Origin of the sequence: Enterococcus sp. FZMF (genome assembly GCF_030263915.1) — a bacterium.
Lineage (GTDB): Bacteria > Bacillota > Bacilli > Lactobacillales > Enterococcaceae > Enterococcus_D > Enterococcus_D casseliflavus.
In genome coordinates this window covers 2,127,492-2,150,129 of record NZ_CP127160.1, presented here as the reverse complement: position 1 = coordinate 2,150,129, position 22,638 = coordinate 2,127,492, and the positions used below count along the sequence as shown (strand labels likewise).

At 42.8% G+C, this 22,638-nt stretch carries 18 protein-coding genes and 1 riboswitch; of the genes, 13 read left to right on the top strand and 5 right to left on the bottom strand.

The window, feature by feature from the left end; translation table 11 throughout:
• Positions 1 to 97: 97 nt before the first annotated feature.
• The 11 genes from QN079_RS10440 (at position 98) to efp (ending at position 15,839) form a co-directional block, all read left to right on the top strand.
• Positions 98 to 505 carry a hypothetical protein gene (locus tag QN079_RS10440; RefSeq protein ID WP_005229650.1) on the top strand — a complete coding sequence of 136 codons (408 nt, stop codon included), beginning with the start codon at positions 98 to 100 and terminating at the stop codon, positions 503 to 505.
• Between the two features lie 189 nt (positions 506 to 694).
• Positions 695 to 2,641 carry a 1,4-alpha-glucan branching protein GlgB gene (gene glgB / locus QN079_RS10435; RefSeq protein ID WP_289230735.1) on the top strand — a complete coding sequence of 649 codons (1,947 nt, stop codon included), beginning with the start codon at positions 695 to 697 and terminating at the stop codon, positions 2,639 to 2,641.
• 31 nt (positions 2,642 to 2,672) lie between these two features.
• A complete protein-coding gene (locus tag QN079_RS10430) occupies positions 2,673 to 3,815 on the top strand; it encodes a glucose-1-phosphate adenylyltransferase (RefSeq protein WP_016610807.1) in 1,143 nt (380 codons plus the stop codon).
• Positions 3,805 to 4,956: a glucose-1-phosphate adenylyltransferase subunit GlgD gene (glgD, locus tag QN079_RS10425; protein WP_289229709.1), complete on the top strand. Its 1,152-nt coding sequence runs from the start codon at positions 3,805 to 3,807 to the stop codon at positions 4,954 to 4,956. The genes QN079_RS10430 and glgD overlap by 11 nt, the downstream gene beginning before the upstream one ends.
• Complete coding sequence (gene glgA / locus QN079_RS10420; RefSeq protein ID WP_289229708.1) at positions 4,953 to 6,386, top strand: glycogen synthase GlgA; 1,434 nt, start codon at positions 4,953 to 4,955, stop codon at positions 6,384 to 6,386. Before glgD ends, glgA begins: the two co-directional genes overlap by 4 nt.
• A 117-nt stretch (positions 6,387 to 6,503) precedes the next feature.
• Positions 6,504 to 8,957 (top strand): glycogen/starch/alpha-glucan phosphorylase, encoded by a 2,454-nt coding sequence (locus QN079_RS10415; protein ID WP_289229707.1) that lies wholly within the window; start codon positions 6,504 to 6,506, stop codon positions 8,955 to 8,957.
• A gap of 81 nt (positions 8,958 to 9,038) precedes the next feature.
• Positions 9,039 to 9,800, top strand: a complete 762-nt coding sequence (locus QN079_RS10410) for a hypothetical protein (RefSeq protein ID WP_289229706.1) — start codon at positions 9,039 to 9,041, stop codon at positions 9,798 to 9,800.
• A 424-nt stretch (positions 9,801 to 10,224) separates the two neighbouring features.
• Positions 10,225 to 13,230 (top strand): WxL domain-containing protein, encoded by a 3,006-nt coding sequence (locus tag QN079_RS10405; RefSeq protein ID WP_289229705.1) that lies wholly within the window; start codon positions 10,225 to 10,227, stop codon positions 13,228 to 13,230.
• Positions 13,231 to 13,592: 362 nt separating this feature from the next.
• Complete coding sequence (locus QN079_RS10400; RefSeq protein ID WP_005229664.1) at positions 13,593 to 14,162, top strand: DUF2179 domain-containing protein; 570 nt, start codon at positions 13,593 to 13,595, stop codon at positions 14,160 to 14,162.
• Between the two features lie 103 nt (positions 14,163 to 14,265).
• Entirely contained in the window at positions 14,266 to 15,204 is a 939-nt protein-coding gene (locus QN079_RS10395) for a cation diffusion facilitator family transporter (RefSeq protein ID WP_415271214.1), read from the top strand.
• A gap of 74 nt (positions 15,205 to 15,278) precedes the next feature.
• A complete protein-coding gene (efp, locus tag QN079_RS10390) occupies positions 15,279 to 15,839 on the top strand; it encodes an elongation factor P (protein WP_005229668.1) in 561 nt (186 codons plus the stop codon).
• A gap of 58 nt (positions 15,840 to 15,897) precedes the next feature.
• Here the strand turns inward: efp and QN079_RS10385 are convergent, their stop codons facing one another.
• Positions 15,898 to 17,109, bottom strand: coding sequence for a chloride channel protein (locus QN079_RS10385; protein WP_289229703.1), 1,212 nt, complete (start codon positions 17,107 to 17,109; stop codon positions 15,898 to 15,900).
• 92 nt (positions 17,110 to 17,201) lie between these two features.
• A riboswitch (Fluoride riboswitch) is annotated at positions 17,202 to 17,274 on the bottom strand.
• A 231-nt stretch (positions 17,275 to 17,505) separates the two neighbouring features.
• Here QN079_RS10385 and QN079_RS10380 point away from each other — a divergent pair.
• Positions 17,506 to 18,198, top strand: coding sequence for a hypothetical protein (locus QN079_RS10380; RefSeq protein WP_015509989.1), 693 nt, complete (start codon positions 17,506 to 17,508; stop codon positions 18,196 to 18,198).
• Between the two features lie 86 nt (positions 18,199 to 18,284).
• On the opposite strand, the gene QN079_RS10375 is transcribed toward QN079_RS10380, so the two are convergent.
• Positions 18,285 to 18,563 (bottom strand): GIY-YIG nuclease family protein, encoded by a 279-nt coding sequence (locus QN079_RS10375; RefSeq protein ID WP_015509988.1) that lies wholly within the window; start codon positions 18,561 to 18,563, stop codon positions 18,285 to 18,287.
• On the bottom strand, positions 18,553 to 19,287 hold the full coding sequence (locus tag QN079_RS10370) for a tRNA1(Val) (adenine(37)-N6)-methyltransferase (protein WP_015509987.1): 735 nt from the start codon (positions 19,285 to 19,287) through the stop codon (positions 18,553 to 18,555). Before QN079_RS10370 ends, QN079_RS10375 begins: the two co-directional genes overlap by 11 nt.
• 137 nt (positions 19,288 to 19,424) lie before the next feature.
• Here QN079_RS10370 and QN079_RS10365 point away from each other — a divergent pair, with 137 nt between their 5' ends.
• Complete coding sequence (locus QN079_RS10365; RefSeq protein WP_005229679.1) at positions 19,425 to 20,060, top strand: lysophospholipid acyltransferase family protein; 636 nt, start codon at positions 19,425 to 19,427, stop codon at positions 20,058 to 20,060.
• A 53-nt stretch (positions 20,061 to 20,113) separates the two neighbouring features.
• Here the strand turns inward: QN079_RS10365 and QN079_RS10360 are convergent, their stop codons facing one another.
• Positions 20,114 to 21,205: a DUF871 domain-containing protein gene (locus QN079_RS10360; RefSeq protein ID WP_289229702.1), complete on the bottom strand. Its 1,092-nt coding sequence runs from the start codon at positions 21,203 to 21,205 to the stop codon at positions 20,114 to 20,116.
• Between the two features lie 117 nt (positions 21,206 to 21,322).
• Positions 21,323 to 22,618, bottom strand: coding sequence for a PTS sugar transporter subunit IIC (locus QN079_RS10355; RefSeq protein ID WP_005229683.1), 1,296 nt, complete (start codon positions 22,616 to 22,618; stop codon positions 21,323 to 21,325).
• Between the last annotated feature and the right edge of the window lie 20 nt (positions 22,619 to 22,638).

Here is a 22,638-nt window from a genome sequence, read left to right as displayed (position 1 = left end):
TACAGATGATTTCGGCTCTAGTGAATAAGGAAAACGGCTGTGTAAGCAGTAGTTAGCGGAAAAAGGATTTTTTTAGATTGAAGGTTGTGAAAGACGCGTGAAACTAAACATTCGAATCGGCTTAGCTGGCAGTCATCTTCTGATTGGCGCATTCAGCTTGCTCGGCGCTCTGCTGACGCTTTATAAAGTACCGACAAGTTTTGGTGCGATCCAAGCCTTGTTAGGTGAAATTTATTATACCGATACGGTATTTGACCGATTTACTCAGCTCTTCTTGTTGGGGATCATCAGTCTTTATACCGTGGTGACCAGTTTTTATGGGTTTCGATTTTGGTGTTTTTGCTCCGCCTCTTCTGCATTTGGGACACTGTTGGCATATTTTGAATTAACTGAAACACTTCCAGTGATGGTAGTTTTCATTCTTGTTTTAGCAAGTTTGTTTCAGTTATGGGTAGTCACATACTTCATTTTCCAAAAGCTAAAAAGTAGAGCTGAAACAGGTTGAACAGATACGTTCAAGCTGTTTTTTTCTGTCAAAGATTATTTGCTGGCAACTAAGGTTATTGCGTTACTAGCGCAGTGTTTTATGCTATGCTAGATAGAGAGATGTAGTTAATTTTGAAACGATTAATTAAAGATTAATAAAAGGTGAAAGAGCGTAACAAGGTCGTTGGCATTTCAGTCAGCGATCAAAATGAATTTGAGGAGGACTGATGAGAGAGTGGTTACCAAACAACAGGTACTGACTGCGGAAAAAGACTTTCTGAGTGGTGAAAATTTTTATGTACAGCATTTCTTAGGCACCCATCAAGTAGATGATGGCTACGTGTTTCGCGTTTGGGCACCAAATGCTCAGCAAGTTTGGCTTGTTGGCGACTTCAACCAATGGACGGACACCTTGCCGATGAACAAAAGGGCAGAATCCGGTGTTTGGGAAATTGAGACCAATCAAGTAAAAGAAGGACAGCTTTACAAATACAAAGTAAAACAAGCAAATGGACGAGAAGTATTGAAGATCGATCCTTTTGCTGTCCATTTCGAAGCTCGACCAGGAACTGCTGCCGTGTTGCATTCGATCCCACAAAAAAAATGGCGGGATGGGTTATGGCAAGGACGGAAAAAAAGACAAAAAACATTTAATCGACCTCTTAATATTTATGAAGTTCATGCCAGCTCCTGGAAGCATCACGAAGATGGCACCCCTTATCGCTTCTCCGAATTAAAAGATGAACTTATTCCTTACGTGAAAAAAATGGGCTACACCCATATCGAATTTATGCCTTTGATGGAACATCCCTTAGGAACCTCCTGGGGCTATCAATTGACTGGTTACTTTGCACTTAGCTCCTATTATGGGACACCAGAACAATTTCAAGACTTTGTAGAGGCTTGTCATTTGGAAAATATAGGTGTCTTCGTTGATTGGGTGCCAGGACATTTCTGTGTCAATGATGACAGTCTTGCCTATTATGATGGCACGCCGACCTTTGAATACATGGATGAAAACCGAGCGAAAAATGTTCGCTGGGGTGCGATCAACTTTGATCTAGGCAAACCGCAAGTCCAAAGCTTTCTGATCTCAAGTGCATTGTTCTGGATCGAATTTTACCACATTGATGGTATTCGGGTAGATGCCGTTTCCAACATGATCTATCGCGATTATGATGAAGGTCCATGGGAACCGAATCACGAAGGGGGCAATCGGAATTTTGAAGGGTACTATTTCTTACAAAAGCTCAATTCAGTCATCAAGTTAGCCCATCCTGCAATTGTCATGATTGCAGAGGAAAGTACTTCCGAGACCAAAATAACAGGAATGGTCGAAGGAGGCGCTCTCGGGTTTGACTACAAATGGAATATGGGCTGGATGAATGATGTCCTGCGTTTTTACGAAATGGACCCGATTTTCCGTAAAGATCATCTAAGCCTTTTATCTTTTTCTTTCATGTATCGGATGCAAGAAAATTATATCTTGCCACTCTCCCATGACGAAGTGGTTCATGGCAAAAAAAGTTTGATGCACAAAATGTGGGGAGACCGCTACAAACAGTTTTCACAACTACGAAATCTCTATACGTACATGATGATGCATCCAGGGAAAAAACTGTTATTCATGGGTAGTGAATGGGGACAGTTTTTAGAATGGAAATATGATCATGGGCTTGAATGGGTCGATTTAAACGACGCATTCAATGCAAAAATGCAGTTCTTCACCCAAACCTTGAATGAATTGTACAAAGAAGAACGAGCCCTTTGGGAATTGGATGATCAAGAAGAATCATTGATGGTGATCGATGCAGACAACTTAGATGAAACGACATTGACTTTCTTGCGACAAGGAAAAACGAAAAAAGATTTCTTGATCGTGGTTGTCAATCTGACACCAGTGGAGCGTCACGATTTTGCGATCGGCGTGCCATACGAAGGAACGTATCGCGAGATTTTAAACACGGAACGGGATGTATTTGGCGGAACTTGGGTGGCGAATAACCCAGACTGCCAGACCAGTAATACCCCTTTTAAGCAATACGACTATCAAATCAAAACAATTTTGCCTGCACTTGGGGCTTTAATCATCAAACCAGAAAAAATCAAAATGACTCGAAAAAAAGCAGTAAAGAAAGTACAAAAAAAAGAGTAGAGGGGGAACGGTGAGTAGATCACCAAACAAAATGAAAACAGAGATGTTAGCAATGATCCTCGCAGGGGGACAAGGGACTCGATTAGGGAAATTAACAAAGAATATTGCTAAACCAGCGGTTCCATTTGGTGGCAGATATCGGATCATCGATTTCACGTTGAGTAATTGTGTCAATTCAGGAATCAAAAATGTGGGTGTTGTCACTCAGTACCAGCCATTAGCACTAAACAACCATATCGGAAATGGTGCGAGCTGGGGATTGGATGGAATCAGTACCGGTGTGACGATCTTACAGCCATATTCAAATTCAGAAGGCGAAAAATGGTTTGAAGGAACTGCTCATGCGATCTATCAAAACATCGCTTATATCGATGAAATGGACCCGCAATATGTCTTGATTTTATCAGGCGACCATATCTACAAAATGGATTATGAAGAAATGCTGGAAAAACACAAAGAAAATGATGCTTCATTGACGGTTGCAGTTCTCGAAGTACCGATGAAAGATGCCTCGCGTTTCGGAATCATGAACACCGATAAAAATGACCGTATCATCGAATTTGATGAAAAACCAGCCGAACCAAAAAGCAATCTCGCTTCAATGGGGATCTATATTTTCGATTGGAGTCGTTTGCGCAGTATGCTGTTGAGTAACTATACAAAAGACGGCGAAATGGTCGATTTTGGGAAACATGTCATTCCTTCTTATCTCGAAAGCGGCGACAACGTTTTTGCCTATCGATTCTCTGGCTATTGGAAAGACGTAGGAACGATCGATTCATTGTGGGAAGCCAATATGGAATTTATTGATCCAGCAATGGAGTTGAATATTCGGGATAAAAGTTGGCAAGTATTTTCTAAAAACCCAATCGCACCACCACATTTTGTGACTGAGACTGGGGCTGCGAGAAACTCTCTCGTGATGGATGGCTGTTATGTTGCAGGGGAAATCGAGCACAGTATTTTATCAGAAAATGTGCAGGTGAAAGAAGGATCGACGATCAAGGACAGCGTGATCATGCCTGGAGCGGTGATCGGTAGAAATGTTAAATTAAACCGAGTGATCGTTGGGGAAAATGCAGTGATTGGTGACGATGCAGAGATCGATGGAACAGACGAAATTGCCGTAGTCGGCTATTCTGAAATTTTAGGGGTGACGATTGATGAGAACTAATAAAATGTGTGCGATTTTAGGGAATCTGCAACGATACCAAGACTTGATGCCATTAACAGAAAACCGTCCGCTGTCGACTTTATTGTTTGACTGCAAATATCGCTTGTTAGATTTTAATCTTTCAAGTATCGAAAATGCCAATATCAAACAAGTCTATATGATTTTCAATGAAGGAGAAACGCAGTCGGTCTTCGATCATATCGGTGGCGGAAAAGAGTGGAACTTGGACGGCGTACAAAATCGTTTCTTTATTCACCTGTTCCAAGACTCATTGAAAAAGCAAGCAGAAGGACAAGAGTATTATTATAATGTCATCGACTATTTGGAAAAATCCAAATCGGATCATACCGTATTTATGGGCAGCAAAGTCTTATGCAACATTGATTTGCGTGCCTTGCTGAAAATCCATCAGCTACAAGGCAATGAAATGACCGTCGTATACAAACGCATCAGCAGTGACAATGTTTGCGAAAGTGATCTGTTGTTCAATGTAGACAGTGAAGGTCACTTAGAAGAAGCGATCCAAGCGAAAAAAGGTGAGGTCAGTGACCTTGTCAACTTATGTACGGATATTTTTATCATTCAAACAGATCGTCTGATCGCTGCGCTAAAAGAGGGGCAAAAAGTTGGCGCAACGGCAGACCTCGGTCAATTTTTACGAGAAATGATCGCTGTTGAAAGTACAGGTCTATATGAGTACACTGGTTACTTAAGTAACATTTATGACATCTCTTCTTACTATCAAACAAATATGGATATGCTCGATGTGCATAAATTTACGTCGTTGCTTTATTCGAATCAAAAGATCTATACCAAACTGAAAAACGAAGTGCCAACGTATTATTCGGAAACATCTGACGTGAAAAATAGCCACTTTGCTTCTGGCTGCATCGTGGAAGGAACGGTCGAACAGTCACTCGTTGCCCGCCGCACGAAGATCCATCCTGAAGCAAAAGTCAAAGGAGCGATCATCTTCGGAAATAATGAGATCAAAGCAGGTGCCGAAGTCTCTTATGCGATCCTAGATAAAAATGTGACCATCGCAGAAGGCGTCAAAGTGCAAGGAACCAAAGAAACGCCAATCGTCATTAAGAAAAATTCTCATGTGACACAAGACGTTATTGGAGGGGCAAGCGCATGAAGGTTCTGTTTACAGCAGCGGAATGCGCCCCATTTTTTAAAACAGGCGGATTAGGGGATGTTGCAGGGGCATTACCAAAAGAATTGGTCAAAAAAGGCGTCGAGACGATTGTGGTCTTACCTTATTTCACGAAAATGCCTGCTGAATACCAGGAGCAAATGGAAGATTGTTTTTCCTTTGAAGTGGCGGTCGGCTGGCGCAAGCAATATTGTGGGATCAAAAAATTAGTTCTAGGCTCTGTGACCTATTATTTCATAGACAATCTCTACTATTTTGGCCGCGAACGGCTCTATGATTTTTATGATGATGGGGAACGCTTTGCTTTCTTCCAATTAGCCGTGATCGAAATGATGGAACGCATTGAATTTATTCCAGACATCGTGCATGTCAATGATTACCATACGGCGATGATTCCCTTCTTGATCAAAGAAAAATATCATTGGATTCAAGCGTATCAAAACATACGCACCGTTTTGACGATCCATAACATTGGGTTTCAAGGGTGGTATAGTCGTGATATTTTACCAGATCTTTTTGGTATGGGGACTGAGAGATACGATGATGGCACACTACGTTTAAACGATTGCTTGAACTTTATGAAAGCAGGAATCTTGTATGCGGACCGCATCACGACGGTCAGTCCTTCCTATAGTGAAGAAATCAAAACCTCTGAGTTTGGCTGTGGGCTTGAAGTGATTTTACGTATGGAAAGCGGCAAACTCAGCGGCATTTTAAACGGAATTGATTACGAAATGAACGATCCAGAAACCGATCCTCATTTGGACTATCCTTTCAGTGTCGAGGATTTATCAGGAAAAGTCAAAAACAAGCGAGCGCTACAAGAACAGTTTGGTTTGCCTACCCGTAAAGATGTCCCATTGATTTCTGTTGTTAGCCGTTTGACCACTCAAAAAGGGTTCCATTTGGTCCTTGAAGAAATGGAAAATCTCTTGCAATTTGATGTTCAGTTCATCTTACTAGGGACTGGCGAACATGATTTTGAAGAAGGCTTTCGCTATTTTGCTCAGAAATATCCTGACAAATGTGCTGCCGCGATTTCTTTTGATATTGCATTGGCGCAAAAGTTATACGCAGCAGCGGATCTTTTCTTGATGCCTTCCGCCTTCGAACCATGCGGACTGTCACAGATGATCGCGATGCGTTATGGTACATTACCGGTCGTTCACGAAATCGGTGGCTTGAAAGATACGGTAGATTCCTATAATCCGATCACGAAACAAGGTACCGGCTTTGGCTTTCAAGAGTTTTCACCATTTTACTTGATGAATGCCTTGAAGCAAGGGATCGAATTGTATCAATCTGATCAGGCAACGTGGAACGTATTGGTCAAGCAAGCAATGGCAAAAGATTTCAGCTGGAATCAAAGTTCCGATCTTTATATCCAGTTGTATAATACTATCAAAGTTTGATTGTTTTAAGACAGAAGAATCCTTGTCTGCAACAGAACTGCTAGTTGTATGACTAGCAATTTTGGCGGCAAGGATTCTTCTTTTTTATAAATTGAATGCAAAAAGGAGTGTAACCCTATGACAAAAGAACGATTGCGTGAACTGCTAGAAATCAGTGTTCATGAACTCTTTGCGATTGAAGTGGATGAAGCTTCACCGCAGGAATTGTTTCAAGCACTAGCCAATGTGGTGAAGCAAATGTATTCAGAAGACTGGCGTCAAACCAGAAAAAATCTCTTGCTGGAGGATCAAAAACAAGCGTACTATTTTTCAATCGAATTTTTGCCTGGCAAAATGCTAAAAAGCAATTTGTTGAATATGCAGCTGCTGGAACAAGCGGAAGCCGTTTTTGAAGAGTTAGGCGTTTCCCTTGATGAGGTTGCGGATACAGAAAAAGACATGGCTTTAGGAAACGGGGGCCTGGGTCGTTTGGCCTCTTGTTTTATGGACTCGCTGGCTTCATTAAGCTTGCCCGGAAATGGGAACGGGATTCGCTATCGCTATGGATTATTTAAACAAAAATTTATTGACGGCCATCAAGTAGAATTACCAGATGATTGGTTACGCTCTGGGAATGTCTGGGAAGTCCGCAAAGAAAGTAAAGCGGTGCCTATTCGATTTGGTGGGCAGGTCTATCTCGTTACGGGAGAGGACGGAAAACTAGCGCCAGTCTATGAAGGCGGCTTTACCTGGCGGGCAGTTCCGTATGACACCGCGATGGTTGGCTATCAGAATCAACACATCAACACACTGCGCTTGTGGAGTGTCGAAGTGCCTGCTGAAGATGAGGCTCATTATGCGACATTGGAATCACGGCAAGCCTTAGAAAATTTGACTGCTGTTTTATATCCAGATGACTCAAACGAGATCGGCAAACGTACACGATTGATGCAAGAATACTTTTTTGTTTCTGCAGGCATTCAAAGTATCATTCGCTATTATAAAAAATCGAATCTGCCTTTAGCGATGCTCAGTGAACGAGTCGCAATCCATATCAACGACACGCACCCAGCGCTTTGTGTCCCAGAACTGATGCGCATTTTAGTTGATGAAGAAGGCCTTGCTTGGGAACAAGCGTGGTCGATCACTGTGAAAGTCATGAGTTATACGAACCATACGATCATGGCGGAAGCCTTAGAAAAATGGCCAGTTCGCATGATTGAAGAAGTGTTGCCGAGAATGGATCAGATCATCAAAGAAATTGATCGGCGCTTTGTCGAAGGAATGCAAGGGGTCCATCCGCAAGCCTTACTGGATCGGACGCGAATCATTATTGATGATCAAGTCCATATGGCACATCTAGCCATCATCGGCAGCCATAGTGTCAATGGGGTAGCCAAGCTCCATTCTGATTTACTAAAATCAGTGGTACTCCATGACTTCTATCTCATTTATCCTGCCCGTTTCAACAATAAAACCAACGGCATCGCACAACGGCGTTGGCTTCAGCTAGCCAATCAACCATTAGCCAAAGTGCTGGATCAGTCGATCGGTACGAGTTGGCGCAATGACCCCTTGGATCTGCAGCTGCTCAAAAATTATTATGATGACGAAACCGTTCTGCAACAAATTGCCGACGCAAAAATGAGTAACAAGCGTGCACTGGCACAGCACATTCAAAAAGCAACGGGCATTACAGTAGATCCAACGGCAATTTTTGATGTGCAGATCAAACGCCTGCATGCGTACAAACGACAACTGCTGAATCTAATGCGAATTTTGAAGCTCTACTTTGAGGTCAAAGACGATCCGACTGCAGCGTTTCATCCAAGAGTCTTTATTTTTGGTGCCAAAGCAGCACCAAGCTATCACTACGCAAAATCGATCATTAAAGTCATCAATGAAGTGGCGAATCTGATCAATCATGATGAAACCATCAATGATAAAATCAAGGTTGTATTTTTAGAAAATTACAACGTTTCATTAGCAGAAAAAATCATTCCAGCAGCGGATGTCAGTGAACAAATCTCATTGGCCTCTAAAGAAGCGTCAGGGACAAGCAATATGAAGTTGATGCTAAATGGGGCAGTAACGATCGCGACTTTAGATGGTGCCAATATTGAGATTCGAGATGCGATCGGTGATGAAAACATTGCGATCTTTGGGTTGACGGAAGAAGAAGTGTATCAGTATTACGCCCAGCATAATTATTCTGCTTACACCTACTATGAGTCAGATCCAGTCTTGCAACGGGTGGTCAATGCCTTTATTGATGGGACGATCCCGAATATTCAAGTTGAAGGTCGGGAAATCTTTGATTCCCTTTTGAAATACAATGATGAATACTTTTTATTAAAGGATTTTCATGCCTATTGTGACGCGCAGCATCGGGTAGATAGTGCCTATCAGGATACGCCACGTTGGCGTAAAGTCAGCCTAATGAATATTGCCAATGCAGGCAAATTTTCGGCAGATGAAACGGTGCGAAATTATGCTGCAGATATTTGGCAGATCGATCCATTATTTGCCCATGTCAAAGAACCAAATGCAGCAAGCTTGACGGAGACGGTGCCTCCAGCCGAATTTAGCTGAAGTGTCCTCATCTGAAATGGTGTAGTCTTTCGTGAAATTCTCCTTAATTTATGGTATGATGAAAAAAATGCATGTAAGAGGATGAGTACAGTGGCAAATTATTTAGATGTGAAACGAAAACACTTCCGTTTTCCTGCTTATGATGATACAGATGGTGTGAAGCTGCAATCCGAGCATCGCCCCGCATTCAGTAAAGCAGATGATTGGATTTTAACCGAAATCAAAGATCCCGTGAGTCATTCTCACAAGGATGAAAATCAATCTTTACAGCGCAAAGTGCAGTCCAGCCAACGGGATCGGGGGCACAATGTTCGTCAAAAAGAAGAGCTTGCCAATCACCGTGCCAACTTGCCTCAGTACGGAAAACGTCCAGTGAAAGAGCAAATGCCAACAGAAAAAACCAACTTTTTTGGCAAAGAGGCGAACCATTCTTCTTATCAAGTGACTAGTAAGAAGGAAAAAGCTGAGGTTCCTGTTTCTTCGAAAAAAGAATATTCGGGGCGCTCTTATTTCGTGCCTAAATATATTCCTGCATCGATTATTCCAGATGAGCAAAAACCTGAAATTACGCCGAACGATTTGATGGATGCAATGGCAAAAAAACAAGAAAGTTATTTGTTGTTTGATACTGAACCAGCAGCTTATCAAGTCAAAGAAGAAAATGATCCGACCGTCAAAAAATTCAATCGCCACCCCTCTGTTGGGATGACACGCAGTGAGTTTCGAGCCAGCAATAAAAAAAATGGTGAAAAAAAACGTTCCGTTTTAGATCGATCATTAAAAGGAATGATTGAAGACGATCAACAAGAAGAATCTTCAAATGGCTATTTTCGTTCTAAATAGCAGTGACAGTTACTCTTAATAGAAGTGGTCCTTTGAGCATAACGATGAATGATTTCAGCTAGATGGCTAACATCTAGCTGTTTTTTTTGTGTGCCGAAACTATCGATTTCACAAAGTGATTAGTTGAAATACATTTTTCACCGCCTGAGGAATATTCTGATTTTACTAAGCAATAGCGTGGGCTATAGAATAAAGTGAAACGATCAAAACCATCGTTATTTATAATGTTTGTTATTTTAATTGGCGATTATTTTTGTCATTTAAAATCGATGGCAAGTCAAACGGTGGCAGGACAGTGGTTTTCTGATCAGCTGCAATTGAAAAAGGGAAGCAAGCGTCCTGATGGCTAAAGCTGCTCTTTGGGAAGGACTGATCCTTGATCGATTTCAAGGGAAAGATACGCTGAAAGGTGGGGCATCAACAAATGAACAAGAAAAAGAGAAAGGTATATTTCACCATCATTATTGGCTTACTTGGAGGAATCTACTTTTTCTCAACCATGAGAGTGGTTTCTTCAAACGTTTTCTTTGCTGCGGAGCTGGAGGAAGAAACGGTTACGAGTGAATCATTCGATCCGATACGAGAGCAAGAGGCTGAGGAAAGAGTTGCCATTTATTTTGATGAATCAAGTAAAGTCGGGACTGTAGGAGACCTGTTACTGGTTGCGTTTCATACGGACCGTCCCATTAGTGAAATAGCGATCCGATTGCCGAAAGCTGCGGTTATTGCTGAAGAGGAGTTGCCAAAGGGAGTCAAGATCACGCCACTCACTGAAGAGAACGGTTGGAAACTAACGACCGATACCCCTAGAAGTGATTTTTTGGTTCCATTGATAGTTGATACAGCAGGATCGTTTCCATTTGAAGCAGCAGATTCAATGATAATGCTTGAAATAAAGGAAGCACGGGAAAACCTTACGGACACACAAGAGGATGAGCGAACTGATTCGAGTGACTCCACTGATCAATTGGATCATTTGGATCAAGAGGATCAAGAAGATCAACTAGCAGAAGAGAAGGAAATAGAAAGCCAGCTTCCTGAGGCATCAACATCTGATCCTGGCAATCTTTATCTTTTAGGCGACGACGTAAAAAAAAGAGGAGTTGCTAACTGGGTCGAATTTATGGCTGCAATGGTCGATCCGACGGTCAACTATATTTATTTGACAGCCAGTTTTCAAACGAACGATAATCCTCGTTTAGGCATTACGGGAATTGACGGCTGGAGCAGCAGCGTCAATCCTAACGGCGGATTAGCCTATGTTTATATCAATGCCTCGAGAGTTTCAAGAACGTTAATCATCGATGGCCTCGACAAATATCAGATGGATCTTAGAGCCGTAGCGATCTGTTTCCGCGATTCGAGTGTCAATCCTGATTCTCCATGGGACATTACCTTGCAAAATTTGGAACTCTATCATGGAAACTTTTGGGGGGCAATTGAATACCATGATTTGAACATGACAAATCAGCAGCGTTCAATCATTCGATACCACAATCTCAACCATACGGGCAATCAGTTGTTTTACGGGTTGCACTCTCGAGCCAGCTTTTCTGGACATTCGGTTTCACACCAAACGCCTAGATATACATCAGACTTCAATGCTTCTTGGACGATTCACACAAATACTCAGGCGAATTTTGAAATCAACCAAATAGAGCTTCGTGAGGGAGCAAACGTCGAAATGTCGACGATCAGCTCAGGAAATCTTGATTTTTATAATACAAATGCGCGTCTCGTATTAGGGGATAATGCCCGACTATCATTAAATGCCAACGGTTCAGCTGGTGAAGCAGGCGGTGCTAATATTCGCTTTGTCGCTGGCAATGGACGCATTGAGTTAGGAAAAGGCGCGGAATTGGCACTAAATACACAAAACAACAGCCCAGCAGTCATCACATCAGGCACGCCCCATGATATTCGCTTAATGGAAAAAAGTCGCTTGTCGGTTGCTGCTGCAAACCGAACGTTGTACAGTCATATTTTCTGGTTAAGTGCCAATACGCATGTCACCTTAGAAGACAGCAGCACCTTAGAGGTTGAAGCAACAAATCAAAATACAACCGCAAATATCTTCCACTTCTCTGGCACGACTGGCAATCTCAACGTAGGCAAAGATGCTACCTTAGATATTCGTTCGGACAGCCCGCAAGCTGTCCAACGGCTACTTTTCTTTACCGGCGCCAACAATCCCGCAAGATTGACGATCGACGATGCCAAGCGTGTCAATTTGCAAAGAACCCGCCCCATAACGACCACCACAAATGGTCTAATTGAAGGGGGAGGAATCACTGCAAAGAATCAGGCGATTCGCCAGTGGCGGCATGGAAATACAGGAGAGACAGTTGATTTTCAGTGGCAACCGATTCTGTCCATGACTGCGGCGATTTCAGGAACCAATACCAATGTGACCAATGTATCTTCGCTAAATGAGGAAACAAGTCGAGGGTTTGCCGCGCAGTTTGCTTCTCGTTCGCAACGGTTATCGTTTGAGAACATACCAGACGTCACGGTGACCATCGATCCTTTGACAGAAGATAGAACCTTACCTAATGCCTATACGATTTCGGGAACCGCCAATCCTGGTAGCTACCTTCGATTCCAAAGAGAGGGACTGATGCCAGAACCGACGCTTGAAACGACAGTCGATAGTGCTGGCAATAGCACGTATTTTCACACCCAAGCGGATGAAAACGGGCATTATTTACTTGATCTATCTGATTTAGAACCTTTCCAGTATTTTACTCAAGGTGAGGTGGTCACCGCTCAGGCATTTCTTGATGGCAAATGGGCAGAAGCATCAACCACTGTGGAACCCATTGGTGACGTAGACCCAAAAGATCCCCTTGATCCTGATCAACCGATTCTACCTGAAAATCCACCCTTGATACCAGAAAATCGCGGGTTTATCAGTATAGACTTTGTTTCACAATTCAATTTTGGTACAGTACCGATTCGCTCGTCGACAAGCCGCTATCCGGCGCGTCCGCAACGAATTTCTTTAGTGGATGATCATGAATCAACCGAACGACCAAACTACATTCAGGTTTCCGATCGTCGATTTCTTCAAAAGGGCTGGACCTTGAATGCCCGATTATCAGAGGAAGGGTTCGTTAGCACGGATGCGTTTAAGCACCACTTAAAAGGAGCGAGTGTGCATTTGACGAATATTGAAATGGTTACCTCTAGAGAAAATCCCTCTGAAGCACCAGACTACTTTGATGCAATCGAGCTGGGACCGCAGAACCAAGTGATTGCACGTGCCAATGAAAAGCAAGGGGCGGGAACTTGGATTCAACGCTATGGAAACGAGGATACCATGCAAAAAAGTGTCGAGCTGGAAATCCCTATTGGCGCGAGGCCGCAAGCAACAAGTTATCAAGGAACTATCCATTGGGAGCTGAGTTTCGTACCTGGTGCTGACGAATAACCCCTTGGAAAACAAGTAAGTATGTTCTGCAATCGTGAATATGATCGAACACTGTAAAAGTTGATCAGACAAAAAGAAGTCCATTTGCCATTGGACTTCTTTTTTGTCTGAAACAAACGAGTAGTGGTTTACACTACTTTTCCCACTTTGGTGGATACGCTTTTCAATCAATAGAAGTGAGTGAAACCACAGGTAGTGTATCGATGAGCAAAATCATAACATGGTAGTCCTCAACAAAATCACCTGAGCACTGTGTCTTCTCCAGCATAAATTTTATTTAGCTATTTTAGTAATTAAATCCTGCTCAAATATTTTAATTTTCGCTTACCTTTTGATATGCTAAGAACAAGGGGGAATCAAAGATGGAAGTTGATCTACAAATGCTGGCGATGATTTTCTTTATCAATCTCGCCTATGTTACATTGAACACACTGCGATTTTTATTGACAATGAAAGGGTATCGCGTGATTGCCCCATTAGTGAGTATGATCGAAATCACGATCTATATTTTAGGCTTATCTATGGTATTGGATCGTTTGGATAACCCGCTGAATCTCTTATTCTATGCACTAGGCTATGCTGCAGGAGTCAGTATTGGGATCAAAATCGAAGATAAGCTGGCTCTGGGCTATACAATGGTCACAGTGATCCTACCTAGTAATACAGATGAAGAAAAGAGTTTGCCGAAGATTTTGCGACAAGAGGGTTACGGTGTGACACAAAGCTTTGGTGAAGGATTGGAAGGCCCGCGACTGATTTTAGAGATTCTTTCCCAAAGAAAAAGTGAGAAAAAGCTCTATCAAACGATCAAAGCGGTGGAAGAGCGAGCGTTTATCATCAGCTATGAACCCAAGTATATCTCGGGCGGTTTTTGGACCAAAAAAATCAGCCGTAGAGAGGCGAAGTTGAAAAAGCAAGCACCTGTTGATTGAGGAACTAGAGGCAGCTTGATCCATTCGTGAAGAATAGTTGCATAATAAGCAGGGAGTTTATTGATGAGAGGAAGCGTTAGGTGTGGAAAAGAAAGCAAATGGCATGATGGCGGTCATCGCTGCATTGATCTCAAACATTTTGGTGGCGATCAGTAAGTTTGTCGGTTATGCCTTGAGCGGTAGTGCGGCCATGCTGAATGAAAGCATTCATAGCGTCGTGGATTGCAGCAATCAGATCTTTTTATTGATCGGTGATAAACGGGCAACAAAGGGACAAAGTGAGCTGCATCAGTTTGGTGAAGGTCGGGCGAAATATTTTTTCAGCACGATCGTTGCGATGATGCTCTTCTTTGGTGGGGGCGCACTAGGCGTGATGGAAGCAGTGGAAAAGCTGCTGCATCCCGCCCATGAAGTCGGCAATACCTGGTTAGTGATCGCTATCTTGATTTTCGGGATGATCGTTGAAGGAAGTTCGTTGTGGATCGCAATCAAGGAGATCCGCGAGCTAAACGTCGAACGTCAACCAATCTATCGTTTTTTGAAAGAAAGTCGGCATAGTGAGATCTTGATCATTTTCACAGAAGACTTTTGTGCGGTGATCGGTCTGATGATCGCACTGATCGGAACGGTTTTAACAATGATTACCGAGAACGCATTTTTTGATGCCTTTAGCGGCTTATTGATTGGTCTTTTATTGATGGTTGCAGCGATCTTCTTAGCCCGCGAATTTTACAGTCTACTGATTGGGGAAAGTGTTACTAAACGTGATTTAGCGGTGATCAAACAAGCGTTTGAACGTCCCGATGTTGATCGCTTGATCGATGTGAAAACAGTCCATTTAGGGCCAGCAGAAATTTTGATTGCAGCGAAAGTTGATATTGCCGCAAAACAAGAAGAGGTCGGCTATGAGATCATTAATGAGATCGAAGCCGAGATCCGACATCAAATGGCAGATAAAAAAGTCTATATTTATATTGAAACGGATGAGTACGATCCTCACTACATGGAGAAGCGGCGCAAACTTGTGCGACCTTCCCACTGATTTAGCTAGAATAAAGCTGTTTTTTTTGATACAATAGACAAGGATTATCACATAGTGAAGGAGATTTCAAAATTATGATCAATGCAAGTGACTTAAGAGCTGGAATGACGTTTGTTCAAGACGGCAAACTTATCAAAGTATTAGATGCCAGCCACCACAAACCAGGTAAAGGAAATACGGTTATGCGTATGAAATTACGTGACGTTCGGACTGGTTCTACTTACGATACAACCTTCCGTCCAGAAGAAAAATTTGAAAAAGCGCATATCGATACGAAAGCTGTACAATACCTATATACAATGGACGATACCGCATTCTTTATGGATCTGGAAACCTATGAACAATATGAAATTCCAGTTGAAGTGGTTGAAGAAGAAATGAAGTTCATCCTAGAAAACATGGAAGTAAAAATCCAATTCTTCGGCAGCGAAGTGATTGGCGTGCAATTACCTTCAAGTGTAATCTTGAAAGTTGTTGAAACACAGCCATCGATCAAAGGGGCAACTGTGACTGGTTCAGGAAAACCGGCAACGATGGAAACGGGCTTAGTTGTCAATGTTCCTGACTTTGTTGAAGAAGGCGAAATGCTAGAAATCAATACAGCTGAAGGTACCTATTTAAAACGTGCAAAATAGCAAAAAACCGCGACTTGTTCGCGGTTTTTTCTTTGCTCAAGTTGTGTTTAGAAGTGGCTCATTGTCCTTTTGCCGATCTTTTTTGTAACGGATAGATACTATAAGGTTTACTGATAAAGTAGGCGACGGAGCAGACGATCACAAAGAAGGGTAGATTTTGAAAGCCAAAGACTTCTCCACCAATAAAGATCGGTGCAAATAAGGTGCTAGTGGCGCTGCCAAAAACACTGGCATAGCCTAGTGCTGCTACCAGTTCGATAGGCAGTCCGAACAGTGGCGCCAACACGACCCCCAAAGAAGAGCCAATCGCAAACAAAGGGGTGACTTCTCCACCCAAAAAACCAATGCTGATGGTCAATACGGTCAACACCAACTTAAGCAGCCAATCATAAGAATAGATCGGTTGCTTCGTGAAACTCGCGCTGATCAAATTTGTTCCTAAGCCTGAATAACGCCCTTGATACAACAGAACAAAAAGCAAGACTAACGCCAATGCGCCAATCCCAATACGCCAAAGTGGATTCGGGAAGCGCCGCTTCATGATGCGTTTCATCGTTTCTAAACAGCCCGCAAAGCTGCCGCCAACCATACCAAAAATCACCCCAATCACAAGTAATTTCAGAAAAACAGGTATCGTCAAATCGACGGATTGAGGCAACATAAGACTAAATTTTTCTAAGCCTAACCATTGAGAAGTCATACTAGCAGTGAAAGCAGCCAGCAAAGCAGGTAAGAGGGCATGATGACTGAATTTACCGATGACAAGCACTTCCAATGCAAAGAACGTCGCAGCGATGGGGGTTTCAAATAAACCAGCAAATCCCGCAGCCATCCCAATCATGATCAGGGTGCGGGCGTACTTTTCTAGTCGCAGCCAATTTCCTAAACGATTGGCGATGGTGGCACCTAACTGAACCGCAACTCCTTCTCTGCCTGCGCTTCCTCCAAATAAATGCGTCAGCCAGGTTCCCACCATTACAAAAGGAATCAAACGCAGCGGAATATCTTTTTCTTCTTCCTGCCCGACTAAAAACACTAAGTTCATTCCTTGAGGACTCCGATCGCCATACTTTTGGAAAAGGTAAGTAAAGCAAATACCGATAATTGGTAAGAAGAGAATCAATGGCAAAAAATGACTTTCACGGAAGGCACTTAAGAACAGCAAAATTTTGCCAAAGAAAGTGTCAACAGCTCCAGCAAGCACCCCAATCACCAGACTGAGCAAACCTAATGCAGTCAGTTCAAAATACGTTGTTTCTTGTTTCTTCATTTCTATCACGATCCTTTAAAAAAGATAGGAATAATGCTCTTGCAACTATGACGAACGAGTGAAAATAAAAAATGACTACTACACACTAAAAAAAAGTGGTAGAAGTCATTAGCAAAATTGCGGTTTCAGTAAGAACTGAGGGAGACATTCATTCCCTATTAGCATCAATATTATCTGATAAAACCCTCGTTTTGTCAATGGATGCTGGTCGTGAAAAGCAATCCAACGAATACTTATCTTTTATACATACTTATGGTAAAATTAATTTCATAAGAATTTACATGTGAATCGAGCGTCGGAAGAGTCGCTGGCAAGAAAAGGGATGAAAGGACGATCCTTCTACTGGTTGACCAAGGGAAAAACAGTAGGTAGTGAGGAATCGAAGGGGAAGAAAGAATGATTGCATTTATGACGATCGAAAAATGGCTGCAAAGTGAGCGCTTTTACTATGTGATCCTACCAATTCTCATGGTGGTTGGACTGATTGCGTTATTAGGGTTCCTGATGGTTCTGCTTTATCGAGAAAACCGTAACCCGAAAGTGACGCTATTCCTTGGCGGCATAGTCGTTGCGTGTCTGCTAGGCTTTTTTATTGGAGATCAAGTGTATGGTGAATTCAAAACGTATAATGCGCTGATCACACCGAATATCCGAGACCGCGAAAAAATGTTTTTAGGCTATAAATATTACGAATCTGATACTACAGCAGTTTATCAGCGCATCCAAAGCAATGAAGCGATTGAAACTTTAGGGATCTATCAAGCAGTACCAGTGGAACGGGCGATTGAATTTCTTGGATCTGCTCATAACTCCGTATATTTTAAAATGGGCGCCCAGGTTTACTATGCTCGCTATCAACCGACATTTGTGGAAGAGGAAACAACGGCTAAGCTGCAGGGGGTTCAATACCATTTGACTGATCCTTCCTTTGAAACGATCGGCTTCTATTCCGAAACCAACAACTATTTGACGGCAATTACGATTCCAAAGACTCAAGAAACCCTCGAATATCAATCCATCGATTCTGTGATCCCGAAAGAATTTGGGAAAAGTCAAACCCAATGGGCGTTACCAAATAGGAATGAATAACCATAAAAGAAAACTACCTAAGTCACGAAAGAAAGTTCCCTCAAGAAGGAATCTTCCGTGCGTAGGTAGTTTTTTTGTATACTTAATCAGATAACATTACTCTCGCTATGGCTGCTCAGGTAGGCCTCTTTCTTTTTGCGAGACAATTTTTTGAAGGCGGCTTCCGCTTGAGTGGCTTCACTGCGAGTAGAAAAGCTTTCCGCATGGATCATTTGTAATGGTCTGCGACTGGTAGGACGGGTATATTTTGCTCCGATCCCTTTGTTGTGCTCTAATAAGCGGCGGCTCAAATCAGTGGTATAACCACCGTAGAAGGATTGATCGTTGCAACGCAAGACATAAAAATAATGATTTTCAGCAGCCATAGAGCATCGCCTTCACTTCGGGACTATAGGCACCCGTTTCATCATAGGTAACGAGAGGGGAATCAATTTTAAAGCCATCCGCCTTGCCATCCTTGATTCCTTCAATCAATAAAATATTGGCCTCTTTGCCTACTTTCGGATAGACGAAGCGGACGCGTTTTGGTGCGATTCGATGGGCGCGCATATGGTCCAAAATATCGAGAAAGCGATCCGGGCGATGAACCATCGCAAACCGTCCGTTCATTTTTAACGCTTTGCTAGCGGTTTGGATCACTTCATCTAAAGTTGTGGTGATCTCGTGCCGGGCGATCGCTAAATAGGGATTCGGGTTTTTGATCGCCGTCGGTACATTTTTAAAATAAGGCGGATTGCAGACCAAAAGATCGACGGAATCAGGCTTGATTTTTTGAAAGAGGTTCTTCAAGTCCATAGGATAGACCGTCAACTGGTCTTGCAAGTCGTTTAATTCGATACTGCGCTGCGCCATATCCGCTAAGCGTTCCTGCAATTCGATTTGATAAATATGAGCGGTCGTTTTTTTGCTGATAAATAAACCGACTGCGCCATTCCCTGCACAAAGGTCAACGATTACACCTCTTTTTGGCACTCTAGCGTAATTTGCTAATAACACAGCATCTAATGAAAAAGAAAAAACTTCGGAACTTTGAATGATCTTTATGTCATCGGCATACAATTGGTCGATGCGTTCGTTCGGTTGCAACATGAAGCATACTCCTGTTCTAAATTCATTACAATGTATTATACTACGATTAAGAATAATGGGAAACGCTAAAAAATGCTTGTCATTTAAACCGTTTTTTTGCATACTTGAATAGGAGAGAAATAGAAAGGAAAATGAGTATGTTTTTTCGCTTTATGCGCGGTGTGGTTCGCGTAGTATTATTTTTGATCAATGGCAATGCTCGTTATCAAAACAAAGAAGTTTTACCTAAAAATGAAAACTACATTTTAGTGGCTCCTCACCGAACCTGGTGGGATCCATTGTACCTAGCAGTGGCTGCTCGACCAAAGAAATTTAGTTTTATGGCGAAAGAAGAGCTGTTCAAAAACCCGATTTTACGGTTCATATTGATCCATGCCAATGCTTTTCCAGTCAAACGAGACAAACCGGGACCGAGCGCGGTAAAGACGCCAGTCAAAATTTTGAAGGAAACGGATCTTAGCTTGATCATGTTTCCAAGTGGTACGAGACACGCAACGGCTTTAAAAGGCGGCATGGCGTTGATCGCAAAAATGGCTAAGGTCAAGATCGTTCCCTCTGTTTATCAAGGACCGCTGACGTTAAAAGATCTTTTTAAACGCAAACGAGTAACCGTCCGCTTTGGGGAGCCCATTGACATCAGTGACATCAAAAAGATGGACAAAGAGGGCTTGGCGGAAGTCGAACGGCGCATCCAGGGTGCATTTGACACACTGGATCAAGCGATTGATCCGTCATTTGTTTATCAAATCGATGAGTCCAAAAGAGAAGATTAATACCTAAGAAAAGCCGCTGACCCTTTTGTGATCAGCGGCTTTTTTCTAATGAGTTAATCCAATAATTCGAAAGCAAATTTGGTCCACGGTTTTAAATATTCCAACAAAGGCAGCTCGTCACTTGAAATGGCGCCGACTTTGTTTTTTCGCGTGTCTTGGTGAGGGGTCAAAACGATCTGCAATTCGTTTTTGTATTGGCCAAAGGTATCATTGCCGATAACGATGTCCCCATAGGCAAAAGGTTCTTGGTTTGTATGAGGGAGGTTTTCGATGGGACGGTACTTCACCCGTGACTGTGTGGAACGAGCGACTAACGCATTACTGTCACCACGCCGAAAATGATTGGTTTCGGCTAATATTCTTCGTTCGATTTCGCTGGCGTCTGCTTCTACGAGAACGCCAAAGGTCAGCTTGTAACGATCGATCGCCGCCAGAGCTTTCAGCTCTGCATCCGACGCATAAGCATTGCCGATAATCACGGTATCGATCAACCCAGAAGCAAAAAGCAGCTTCCCTTGCAGCGCCAATGGTAAATCTCGACAAGATTCTAAGGTCGGTAAGCCATCATTGACTTCCCAAGGGCCGATTTTGGCTGATTGACTAGTGATGAAGGCGGCTGTTTTCAACCCGTATTTTTTAAAACGTTGGCTGCAGCTGCGGAAAAAAGCATCCGTTAAGCCTGTGCCTCGTTGGGGGTAAAAATTGTGGCAGCCATATAAAAAAGGTTCATTGGCTTGATAAGAAAGGATATTTTCTAAATAGTTCACATCATTACTCATATTCAATTCAATCGCCAAGCCAAATGGATTAAAGGTCAGCTGGGCTTCTTTATTGCCATCAAACCCTTGATCCAAGCGGATACCGTCCGCACCTAATTCTGCAAAGAAGCTAAGATCGTCATAAGAGATCGCCAGATCACTAAAAACAGCAGGCGAAATATCTAATATCGTTTCAAAGCCAAGGTTCTTGGCAAAGCCGATAATCGAAGAGAATTTTTTTCTGACGGTCTCTTTGCCTTCACTGACTTCCAGCATACTCATAAATAAGCGAGAGTAACCAAGGGCAGCAGCTTTTTTTAAATAGTCTTGATCCAGTAAAGGATCGCTATGGTCGGGGTAAATCGAAAGGCCAATTTCTCGTTTCAATGGTTTTCCTTCTTTCTAAAAAACCGCACGAAGCACCTCTTGGCATTGGAAAAAGCTGCTGAGGAAGGCTTCTTCTGTTTGTCTTGGTGGGTGCTTCGTACGACCGTTATTTACACATTATTGTGCGACTGGTTGATTTTCTTTTTCCAATTCGTTTTTGTCGTAGATTTTTACGAATGGGTAATAGATCAGGATCGATAAAAGAATCAAAAGAACATTCAGCACGATCGCACGCCAATCGCCGCCAGTCGCTAAGAAAGCGCCAATTGGTCCAGGCAATGTCCAAGGGGCATTGACCGTAACTGCATTGACTAAACCAGCTGAGGTAGCGACCCACGCAATGACGCCATTGATCAGTGGTGCAATGATGAAAGGTGGGATCAAGATTGGGTTCAAAACGATCGGTGTACCGAAAATCAGTGGTTCGTTGATGTTGAAAATAGCTGGAATCAAGGCTGTTTTTCCTAGTTTTGAACCGAATTCCGATTTGGTGCGAAACGCTAACAAGATAGCCAAACCAATCGTTGAACCAGCCCCACCGATCCAGATGAACCATTGATAAAATGGTTCGGCTGCGATATTGGGAATCATATCTCCTGAAGCAAGTGCAGTCGTATTTCCTTCCAATAACTGCAACCATAATGGACGAGCCAGTGAACCAACGATAGAAGCACCATGGATCCCGAATGACCAGAAGAAGGTCGTCAAGAAGGTGATCAAAAGCACACTTGGCAAAGTGTCTGCGGCACTGACCAAAGGATCGACGACTTTTGCCACGATCGTGTGCCAGTCAAAGCCGATATAGTAAGTGATCGCACCCATTCCTAAAATAATGACTAAGGTAGGGGTCAAGGCTTCGAAAGAACGAGCGACTGCAGGTGGGACTTGTTCTGGCATCGTGATTTTAAATTTCGATTTGTCCGTTAACCGATAGATTTCAACGGCAAGAATCGAGGTGATGATCGCCACGAACATACCAGCACTCCCTAAATTGGCCATTGGCAAGACAAAGCCGACCGTTCCAGCAGCATCCAAGGCTTCTGCTGGGATATTGACAGGGGTGAAGGTCAGTAAGAAGGCGGTCGTAGCTAGGATCCCGCCAGAAAGACCATCAAGCTTATAAGAGCGAGAAAGACTGTATCCGATCCCGAATGCCGCATACAAGCTCATAATGTACATCGTCATTCGATAAGGCAATAAGATCGTTGTGGCATTGCTAGACAAGAATTGATAGATGCCCCAACTTTGAGGCAGCGGTGGAAAGGCTAAAATCATAAAGAACGAACTGACGATGATCAATGGCAAGGTTGAAACGATCCCGTCACGAACCGCCCGCAAGTGACGCTGGCTGCCAAGTTTTTCCATCGGTCCTGCCAAATGGCGCTCGATGAATTGAGTGAATTTATCTAACATGGTTTATCCTCCTAAGGTGT

Bases quoted from the DNA above. Each gene is read 5' to 3' on its own strand.
- glgB (WP_289230735.1), top strand. From the start codon at position 695: ATGAATTTGAGGAGGACTGATGAGAGAGTGGTTACCAAACAACAGGTA.
- QN079_RS10430 (WP_016610807.1), top strand. From the start codon at position 2,673: ATGAAAACAGAGATGTTAGCAATGATCCTCGCAGGGGGACAAGGGACT.
- glgD (WP_289229709.1), top strand. From the start codon at position 3,805: ATGAGAACTAATAAAATGTGTGCGATTTTAGGGAATCTGCAACGATAC.
- glgA (WP_289229708.1), top strand. From the start codon at position 4,953: ATGAAGGTTCTGTTTACAGCAGCGGAATGCGCCCCATTTTTTAAAACA.
- QN079_RS10415 (WP_289229707.1), top strand. From the start codon at position 6,504: ATGACAAAAGAACGATTGCGTGAACTGCTAGAAATCAGTGTTCATGAA.
- QN079_RS10410 (WP_289229706.1), top strand. From the start codon at position 9,039: ATGAGTACAGTGGCAAATTATTTAGATGTGAAACGAAAACACTTCCGT.
- QN079_RS10405 (WP_289229705.1), top strand. From the start codon at position 10,225: ATGAACAAGAAAAAGAGAAAGGTATATTTCACCATCATTATTGGCTTA.
- QN079_RS10400 (WP_005229664.1), top strand. From the start codon at position 13,593: ATGGAAGTTGATCTACAAATGCTGGCGATGATTTTCTTTATCAATCTC.
- QN079_RS10395 (WP_415271214.1), top strand. From the start codon at position 14,266: ATGATGGCGGTCATCGCTGCATTGATCTCAAACATTTTGGTGGCGATC.
- efp (WP_005229668.1), top strand. From the start codon at position 15,279: ATGATCAATGCAAGTGACTTAAGAGCTGGAATGACGTTTGTTCAAGAC.
- QN079_RS10385 (WP_289229703.1), bottom strand. From the start codon at position 17,109: ATGAAGAAACAAGAAACAACGTATTTTGAACTGACTGCATTAGGTTTG.
- QN079_RS10380 (WP_015509989.1), top strand. From the start codon at position 17,506: ATGATTGCATTTATGACGATCGAAAAATGGCTGCAAAGTGAGCGCTTT.
- QN079_RS10375 (WP_015509988.1), bottom strand. From the start codon at position 18,563: ATGGCTGCTGAAAATCATTATTTTTATGTCTTGCGTTGCAACGATCAA.
- QN079_RS10370 (WP_015509987.1), bottom strand. From the start codon at position 19,287: ATGTTGCAACCGAACGAACGCATCGACCAATTGTATGCCGATGACATA.
- QN079_RS10365 (WP_005229679.1), top strand. From the start codon at position 19,425: ATGTTTTTTCGCTTTATGCGCGGTGTGGTTCGCGTAGTATTATTTTTG.
- QN079_RS10355 (WP_005229683.1), bottom strand. From the start codon at position 22,618: ATGTTAGATAAATTCACTCAATTCATCGAGCGCCATTTGGCAGGACCG.